The organism is Nocardia noduli, from assembly GCF_019038455.1.
Classification (GTDB): Bacteria; Actinomycetota; Actinomycetes; order Mycobacteriales; family Mycobacteriaceae; genus Nocardia; species Nocardia noduli.
Window position 1 is genome coordinate 1 of sequence record NZ_JAFMPL010000210.1, and the last position, 2,691, is coordinate 2,691.

Annotated in this window: 2 protein-coding genes; both read right to left on the bottom strand. The window is 67.1% G+C overall.

Annotation, left to right across the window (positions count from 1 at the left end):
• Window positions 1-2,072, bottom strand: a 2,072-nt coding sequence (locus JZ792_RS40890; protein ID WP_216918320.1) for a hypothetical protein, incomplete at its 3' end; no start/stop codon positions are given.
• A complete protein-coding gene (locus tag JZ792_RS40895) occupies window positions 2,069-2,506 on the bottom strand; it encodes a hypothetical protein (protein ID WP_216918322.1) in 438 nt (145 codons plus the stop codon). The genes JZ792_RS40895 and JZ792_RS40890, both read right to left, overlap by 4 nt.
• Between the last annotated feature and the right edge of the window lie 185 nt (window positions 2,507-2,691).

Genomic DNA, 2,691 nt, shown 5'->3' on the forward strand with positions numbered 1-2,691 from the left:
GGTTTGTCCGGTGTGGGCATGCTGGAGCGCTGTTGGTCGAGCAGGGTCAGGGCACTGCGGCCGGACTCCGGGATCTCGAGTGGGGCCATGTGCGCGGTCGGACCGTCGGGGTCGGTGATGGTGAGACCGGTGGTGAGCGCGTCGAGCATGTGTTGGGCGGAATCGAATCGCGCGACGCAGACTTCCAGGCGCAGCGAGGAATACGCCGGGTAGGCCTGGTGGATGCGGAGGGTCCATTGCCCCTGTTCCAGGCCGAAGTTCCATTCGCGGCCGGGCCTGTGCACGCGGAGCATGTAGTCCTGGGATGCAGAACCCGGTTGCGGCACGGGGGCCTGGTCAGCGGGATGCGCGGATATCGCAGCGACGGCGTGCTGGTTGGGAACAGGAATGCGCGGGTCGTAGGTCAGCGTCCGGTGCAGCGCGGCACGGGTGTCGGGGCTGAGGCCGGTGTCGGCGTCGATCGCGGTTTCGAGGTGATCGCGTTGGCGGGAGAGCAGTTGCTCGATCACCAGGCGCCGTGGTGGATCGCCGGGGGTCAATGTGTCGGCGGCTATGGCCTGGGTGAGCTGATGAAGTCGCAGCGCGTCAGCGAAACCGCGCTCCCCCGGGCGGGCCCGCGCTGCGGTCAATTCTGTAGTGCGGGCATCGAGGGCGCTCAGTGAAGGCCATGCGTACAGCCCGACACGACCGCGGTGTTGGTCCAGCAGGGTCTGGGTGATCTGGGCGCTGATGATGGCGTGATCGGCGGGGTCGAGGCCCGGGGTATTCATCAGGTCCTGGATGTGATCGCGGAGCTCCGAGATCCGGTGGGAGGTCTCCTGGGCGGATGCCGCTGTGGTGGTGTCGGGCGCGGTGAGCTGGGCCAGATGCCCGAGCGCCACCTGAATGTCGGCACGGACAAAGCCTGAACTCGCCACATCAGTGACGCTGCTGCGAGAGTCGCGGTTTCTCATCGCGCGCCCTTCGGCGGCACGCACGCGGCGTCGAGCGAGCGAGGCTTCCTCCGGTGCGGCGGATTCGGCTCTGGCGATGATTTGGTCTTTGATGTCGGAACGGACGCCGAGAATGTGTGCGAGCCGATCCAGATGGGCTGTGTCGGTGGGTGCTGCGCGTTCTCGGCTCGCGGCGTCGAGCAGATAGTCGGTGGCGTGTTCGAATTTCTCGACCAGCCGGTTCAGTTCGAAGTGGTCGACTTCGGTGACGCCGGTGCGAAAGATGCCGTCGGGCTTCCGGTCCAGGGCGTGGATCTTCCAGCCGACCTGGGCCGGTGTTCCGGTGGCCTCGATCTCGTAGTGGCTGAGTTCGAGGTCGAAGACGGCCGCGCGGATCGTGAACGGGTTGGCGATCTGCTCGCCGAGGATCACTGTGGTCGCAGCCTGGCTGACCAGCCATTCACGCGCGTGGCGCACCGATTCGAACCGGGCAGTCACAGGGTCCGGGCGGACGGTGTCGGGGTCGGATTGCGAGCCGAGGATCTGCGCGTGATACATGGCGGCGTAGCGTGCGTCGGGCCGGGCGACACTGTGGGTGTCGATTTCGAGCATTGCTTGAGCGAGCATCAGGTGCGAGGACTGTGACAACGGTGTCGCGGTCTGTGCGGCAGCGTGGATCTCTCGGCGCACCGCGGCCCGTTCGGCTCGGAATTCGCGGACGCGTGGGCCGTTGGGATCGACGGCTCGTGCCGCGTTCAACTCGGTAACGCAGGCCCGGTAGTCGCGCAGCAGGCTGAACGCGATGCCACCGGGCAGAGCGGCTTCGCCTGTGAGTCGGGGTTCGTCGAAGCCGGTCCGTCCGAGCAACGCGAGTCGAAATGCGACGTCGGTCGCGGGCCCGGACAGGTTGTACAACGGCGTCGCGCTGAGGGTGGCGGTGATGTGGGCTCGGTACCGTTGGTCGCCGCCGTGGAGTTCGTTGTCTCTGATGAGGTTGTGTTGCAGCCACTCTCGGGCCATCCAGGCTTTGCCGAATCGCAGGCTCACCCCGGGGGCGATCGGGCTGAAGTCCGGGCCGAGGCGGGTCAGCCTCGCCCGGTAGGGTCCGCGGGGATCCGGAAGAAGTAGCGGGGCGGTCATGATCGCGACGGGTCGGGTTCGGTGGGAATATCGGTCGGCGTGAACGAGTCGGTGGCGGGCAGGACCGGTAGGCAGAGGCCGTCGGCCTCGGCGAGGGCCAGCAGGGCATCGGTGATCGAGACCGTGGTGCCGCAGATGTGGCGCACCACCGATTCCGGGATGGTGCGAGTGTCGGTGATCTGTACACGCAGCGCGTCGAAACCGCCGCTGGCACAGGTAGCCAGGGCGCGGATGAGATACGCGTGCGCGTCTTCAGTGGTGTCGAAACGTTGATCCGTTGTCCGTTCGACGGCGGACGGCACCGGTGCGGGGCTGTAGTGGTGCCAGACGGTGACTCGGTCGATGACCGCGCGGAGGTCGCCGTCGGCACAGACGAGGCCCGCGATCTGCTGTGTCGCCATCGATATCGACGCGACGGTGCGGGTATCGAGCAAGGTGTGAGTCCTCTCGCTCGGCCTGCCTGTCATGGCTGGTACGGGTGCGTTGTCCGGTGGTGGCGGGTGGAGTGCGGAAGTGGCGGGAATGCTGGTCGTTGTCTGCGTGCCGGGGGCGGCGTGGCTTGGGGGTTGGTGGACTCGGGGTGAGAGTGGCGCCATGGGTGGGCTCCTGTGTCGCGGGA